The sequence below is a fragment of the Gemmatimonas sp. genome, from assembly GCF_046594945.1.
In the GTDB taxonomy this organism is placed as follows: Bacteria; Gemmatimonadota; Gemmatimonadetes; order Gemmatimonadales; family Gemmatimonadaceae; genus Gemmatimonas.
On sequence record NZ_JBKJRB010000164.1, the window covers coordinates 1 to 5,770 of the forward strand.

Consider the following 5,770-nt stretch of genomic DNA (forward strand, 5'->3'; position numbering starts at 1 on the left):
GCTCTCGGCGCTCGGCCGTGGGCCATGGGCCGTGGGCCGTGGGTTACTGGGGGACGGGGGGGAAGTGGCGCTTGGGGCGGCGGCCGTAGCTGGGGTCGGCAGCGCGGCGGCGTCCGCGATAGCGCGTCCAGTCGCGGGTACGCTGGTCGGTTTCACTTTGGCTTGCACCGCGCTCCCCCGGCGGGAACGGACGGTCGCTGGTGAGGCCGCGGTCGGTAACCCCAGCGGCAAGGCGAGCTGGGTGTCCGGGAAGGTCAACTCCGTACAGATCGCTGGCGGAGACGCCGAGTCCGCCCCAGGTGACGGGGTGTTCGGCGTGCTGTTGCCCGGGCTGTTCGGCGTCGCTGCTGTTGCCGCGGGCGGTCCAGGGACGACGCGCGCTTCGCGCCACCCCGCGCCGATCGGGAATCTCGGAATCCGTACACACGCGACGCGCCACGACGACTGCACTGCTCACCTCGATGGACTGACTGCGACTCTGACTGTTCCCGCCTTTCTCCACGGTCACCACAAACCGTCGCGAGGCATCGGCAACGGTGACCGGTTCTCGGGTGAACTGTTCTCCGGTGATCGCCGCTTCGGCCATCGATTCCGGTAATCGGAGTGGTTGTCGTCGGCTTGAGGTCACAGGTGATGTCACGCGTGACGTCACGCGCATCGATGGCGGCATACTCGGCACCGACCATGGCATCGCGGCGATGCGCAGGCGCACGGTGCCGGCCAGTCTACTGGGCCGTACTTCGCGCCCGCCGTCGTGATGTTCGAGCACCACGCAGGCGGCGTCGCGTTCACGCGCCAACTGCGCCAGCCGCACGCCATGCACTCGCGACAATGGCGGGGCGCCGTCGATGACCACCAGCGCGAACACGCCGCTGCGTAGCAGCAGATCGGCGGTCCACGCACTGCGTTTGGTGTCGGGCGGACGGATGACCACGAAGCGCGCGCCGAGGGCGGTCCATGGCGCCGGGGCGAGCGTGCGTTTGGCGTCGATCCACGCCACCCACGCCCCGGTGTGCAGGACCGTCGCCACCAGCTGCCGCAGCAGCGCGGTTTTTCCCACGGCCAACGGTCCGCTGATCTCGGTGACGCGCCCCCGCGGGATGCCGCCACCAAGCGCCCGGTCCAATTGCGCCAACCCCGTGCTCCACGGGCCACTGGCCTGCCGTCCACTCGCCACCACCGCCTGCAACTGATCGCGTAGGAGCGTGAGGTCGGGCAGGGCCGACGTGGTGTGTGGTTCGGCGAGGGCGAGAACGATAGCGGAAGCAGGCAAGGCGGTCATACCGAATAAATACCGAACAACGAAGGTGGCGGAAAGAGCGAATTCGGGAAAACACCATGAGAAAAGGCTGCCAGAATTTCACTACAGCAGACGCAGCTGGAGCTCGGGGGCCAGCGGCTCGGGCAGGGCAACTTCATCATCAGCGTCGCCGTCGTCGTCCCGACGGTATTCCCACGTGGCCAGGCCGTATTTCCGGCACAGCCGTTCGATGACCTGTTGCAGCCCGACGCGATCGTTGTCGGCGGCGTACGCGCTGTGGCGGTACGTCGCCATATACTTGGTCGAGAGCTCGGGAAAGTGCTCGCGGATCACGGGCAGATACCGCCGTCGTGATGCGGCCTGAAGCCGCAGGGCACACCGCCCCCAGGCCTTTGGCGCCGGCCGCTGCCACCTGCTGCACCCGCGCCTCCAACATGGCCGGCGCATCGGTGATGCCCGGCAAGGCGCTGCCGAAGGCCCCCCCACGTACGGATTGATGGACCAGAAGCCCATGTCCGTGGCCGCCGGCGGATTGAAGATGCCGCGTGTCGGCGCCGCGTGATACTGTCGGTCGGCTTGGGCCGAGAGTAGCCGGAGGGGATCCGGTCGTAGCGGATCGGGCGAAAGCGCCGGCAAAACGGGAAGGTCGGCGGGGCGCATACTGGACCATGCCGAACGAAAACCGAAAGCGCAAGACGGCACCGACTGTGTGATGGAATGTGTGATCTACGGCCGCAGCATTCCATGCTCAGGCATTGTCCGCCGTCTCGGCGCACCCTACTCTAGAGAGACATGCCCGCTCTTTCCGACATCGAAATTCAGCGCGGCCTTGGCGCGCTGCCAGGCTGGTCGCGTAAAGGCGACACGCTCGCGAAGAGCTATCACTTCGCGACGTTTCCCGCGGGTGTCGCATTCATCGCGCAGGTGGCCGACATCGCTGAAGCGATGCAGCATCACCCCGACATCGACATCCGCTACACCAAGGTGCACTTCTCGCTGAGCACGCACGACGCGGGCGGGATCACCGCGAAGGATTTCGATCTCGCCCGGGCGATCGAAGAATTAGCCGCGGCGTGAAGCCGTAGCGAACGCGCGAGACCTCTCGCCTTCCTCGGCGCCCGTCTCCACGGTGATGGCGGACGGCATGCTCGTTGAAGGTCTCCTTTCAATGCGCGGATCAGTTGCCATTGGCCGAATGCGAGGATCACGATAAAGACACTCGCATAGGAGTTCCTGTCGACGCCTTCCGGGTCGCTCAGCACGCTGAAGATTCCCAACAGTCCCGTCAGGGAATACGCGAGGTAGGCCAGCGCATACGCAGTACCGGCCCGACGCTTACGCCAGAGCATCACGAGGAACGGTCCCCCAGAAGGGTAATGCTTCGTACAGCCCGAGTAACGAGCTACATCGCTAGTTGATCTTCCGCAGCGTCACACTGCCGTTCACCGTGCTGGCCCGCAGTCGCGTGGACCCGTTACCCACCGTACCACGCAACCGTCGCGGTGACAATGTGCCGGAAATCGTGATCGGAAAATCGGTCGAGACGCGCCCGTTCACGGTCGACAGTTCGAGCTGCGCGCCAAAGTTCGACGGCAGTTCAATCGTGATTGCGCCGTTCACCGTTTCGTAGTCGAGATCGTCGGCGCGGCCGAGTGAGCCCATGGACACGGTGATGCTGCCATTGACCGTCTTGGCGCGCACCGGACCGCCGGCGCTGCGGGCGGTGATGCTGCCGTTCACGGTATGCGCATCCACCGCGTTCTTCACGCCGGTCACTTCCACCCCGCCGTTCACGGTGGACAGGTCGACCCGTACGCCGTCGGGCACGCGCACGGTGAAGCGCACCGACACGTCGTTGCGATCGTTCCACTTGCTACGGCGATCGGTGTGAATGCCGCTTTCGTCACAGCGCGAGTCTTCGCTGAAGAGCGCACACACCAGCACGTCGTCACCGAGTTTCTTCTGCTCGATGCGCACGTCTTCGGGATTGCCGCGGCGCCAGCGCTTCTCGGCGCTTACTTCCACTCGGCCGCTGGTGCTGCGCTCTACCTGAATGCCGCCGTTGATGTTCTTGATCATGATACGTCGCCCCGACGGGATGGTGCCCGACCAGGTGAACGCATCGTCGCGTTGCATGTCGCGATCCCGCTCACGATCCTGCGCGACCGCGGGCGCCACGATCATGGCGGTGAGCAGCAGGGCCGCGGCGGTGGAACGCAGCGCCGAACGGGTCGAGGAACGGAACGACAGCATGGAAGACTCCTGACGCCAAAGAGATGCCCGCACGTGTGCGATCATGAGCGGTTGCCTCGCACGACGCGGACGTCGCCGTTGAAGGTCGAGATCGTAAAGCGGGTAGAGCCGCCTCCGCCGATTTCATAACGGCGCACGGCGCGCTCGCTGCGAGAGGAGGTGAGGCTGCTGGGCATGAGTGTGAGCGACCCGGACCCGGTCATCTCCCCGTTGAACGTGGAGACATCGATGCTGCCGCGCGCATTTTCGGGGAGTCGCAAGGTCACGTCTCCCGAGTGTGTCGTGAGCTGTAAGCGAGCATCGTCGGTGGTGCTGCCATCGAAGGTGATGTCGCCACTGATGCTTTCGACATCCACCCGCGTCGCGCGATCCATGCCCAAGATGACATCGCCGCTGGTGGTGTGCACATTCACCTCGTCGCGCACCCCGCGCAGGGTGATGTCACCGCTCATGGTCGTGACCCGCGCCGGCCCCGAGCGACCACTCACGCGGACATCGCCGGAGAGCGCTTCGAGCGTGAGGCGTCCGCCGATGTCGTCGAGGCCGATGTCGCCACTGGTGGTGCGAATCTCGACATCACCATCGATGCCGGAAACCTCGACGTCGGCCGACGCGGTGGAAATAACGAGGCGCACGTTGCGCGGCAGGTCGAGTTCGAGCGTGGCATCGCTACGACGGCTCTCGGAGCGATTCGACCGGCTCGATCGCATGTCCTCCGACGCATCGAGCGTCACACCCACGCCGGTGGTGCGCAGCTGATAGTCGCCGCTGCGGCCACGGATCGAGCCGGTTGTCGCGGCGCCACCACGCACCACCAGACGACCGGTGCGCACCGTGATATCGACCACGGCGTTGCGCGCGACGGCGAAACTCGAGTCACGCTGCGCCAGCAACGGCGTTCCCCCTCCGGCCAGCGACAGCGCGAGCAGCGCGCCGAGCGCAACGAGAAAGCGGGATCGTCGAGAGCAAGTGAACCCGTGAGGAGGTCGCATTACAGCAGCGCCACGCGCCGCAGCAGCGCAAGTTTGGTTTCGAGGGCACGATCGAGTTGCGTGGCCAATAATGCGCTGCGCGGATCACGCGCGAGCGCCTTGCGGCTGTCGCCGATAGCCCGATCGATGATGTCCAGATTACGGCGCAGTTCACGCACCGTCACGCTGTCGAGTTCCACCACGCGATCGTCGACGATGCGACGCAACGCCGAGATTTCGCGTTCATACACCACATCGGCCTCGCTGCCGTCACGGTCGCGAGTGGCCTCGCCTATGGCCTCGCGCGCCACGAGTCGCGTGGTGGACCCGGATGCCGCCGCCGTCGTCGCGCTCGAGGTCGTGGACGGCGAGGCCGCGACGATCTCCACGGACGCGCCGGGCAGGCCCGGGTCGTTCCCGTTGTCGGCGATCGCGGCGACCGCCGCGGGCAACGCCGTGACGGCACTCCCGCGCGCAGCCAGACGCCACGTGATACCCGACGTCACCGCCACCAGGATCGTGGCCGCAACGGCGAAGGTGCGAACCGACACCGTGCGTGCAACACGCGAGTGCGTGTACGTGTGCGTGTACGTGTGCGTGTACGTGTGCGTCGCGGCGGCCGAGATGGGAGTCACCGTGGTATCGAGTCGGGATTCAATGCCGCTCCAGAGATCGCGCGAGGGCGAGATCCCGGGCAGCGCGCTCGCCGCTGCCACCATCGCTTCGAGGTCGCGCACCAGCGTGGCGCACGCGGCACACGCAGACTGATGCGCCGTCATCCACGCCTGTTCGGCGCTGTCGAGATCGCGCTCCATGAAACCGCCGCACTGCGCGTCGAAGCGCGTGCAGTCGGCGCAAGCGCCGGTCGGGGGAACGACATCTGTGAAATCCATGCGCGCTGTTACCGATTCAGGGCCGCGCGCAACAACATGCGCGCACGGTGTAACTGGGCCTTGCTGCCGCCCGACGTGATGCCGAGTTGTTCGCCGATCTCCTCGTGCGTGAAGCCTTCCACATCGTGCAGCACGAACACGCGTCGCGCACCTGCCGGCAGGCCGGCGATCGCCGCATCGAGATCGAGCCGCTCTCCCACGAAGACCGTGCGCGCGGGCGCCTGGTCGAGGTCGTCATCGTCGACCGAGCGGGCGCCGGTAACGCTGGCTCGCTTGCGACGCGACAACACCACGTTCACCGCGACCCGATGCAGCCAGGTGCTGAACGCCGACTCGCCACGGAAACCGGGCAGCTTCTGCCACACCCGTACGAACACGTCCTGCGTGACTTC

The 5,770-nt window shown here is 66.2% G+C and carries 7 protein-coding genes; 1 reads left to right on the plus strand and 6 read right to left on the minus strand.

Translation table 11 applies throughout. The annotated features are described in order from the left end of the window. Positions 1–43: 43 nt before the first annotated feature. Entirely contained in the window at positions 44–1,282 is a 1,239-nt protein-coding gene (locus ACLL97_RS19605; RefSeq protein WP_411282170.1) for a hypothetical protein, read from the minus strand. An 81-nt stretch (positions 1,283–1,363) separates the two neighbouring features. Next, positions 1,364–1,594: a hypothetical protein gene (locus tag ACLL97_RS19610; protein ID WP_411282171.1), complete on the minus strand. Its 231-nt coding sequence runs from the start codon at positions 1,592–1,594 to the stop codon at positions 1,364–1,366. 459 nt (positions 1,595–2,053) lie between these two features. Here ACLL97_RS19610 and ACLL97_RS19615 point away from each other — a divergent pair, with 459 nt between their 5' ends. Next, positions 2,054–2,338 carry a 4a-hydroxytetrahydrobiopterin dehydratase gene (locus ACLL97_RS19615; RefSeq protein ID WP_411282172.1) on the plus strand — a complete coding sequence of 95 codons (285 nt, stop codon included), beginning with the start codon at positions 2,054–2,056 and terminating at the stop codon, positions 2,336–2,338. Positions 2,339–2,671: 333 nt separating this feature from the next. Here the strand turns inward: ACLL97_RS19615 and ACLL97_RS19620 are convergent, their stop codons facing one another. The 4 genes from ACLL97_RS19620 to ACLL97_RS19635 all read right to left on the minus strand — a co-directional run. Beyond that, positions 2,672–3,514 (minus strand): DUF4097 family beta strand repeat-containing protein, encoded by an 843-nt coding sequence (locus tag ACLL97_RS19620; RefSeq protein ID WP_411282173.1) that lies wholly within the window; start codon positions 3,512–3,514, stop codon positions 2,672–2,674. Positions 3,515–3,555: 41 nt separating this feature from the next. After that, positions 3,556–4,506, minus strand: coding sequence for a DUF4097 family beta strand repeat-containing protein (locus tag ACLL97_RS19625; protein WP_411282174.1), 951 nt, complete (start codon positions 4,504–4,506; stop codon positions 3,556–3,558). Then, positions 4,506–5,378, minus strand: a complete 873-nt coding sequence (locus ACLL97_RS19630) for a hypothetical protein (protein ID WP_411282175.1) — start codon at positions 5,376–5,378, stop codon at positions 4,506–4,508. The genes ACLL97_RS19625 and ACLL97_RS19630 overlap by 1 nt, the downstream gene beginning before the upstream one ends. An 8-nt stretch (positions 5,379–5,386) precedes the next feature. Next, positions 5,387–5,770, minus strand: a 384-nt coding sequence (locus tag ACLL97_RS19635; RefSeq protein WP_411282176.1) for an RNA polymerase sigma factor, incomplete at its 5' end; no start/stop codon positions are given.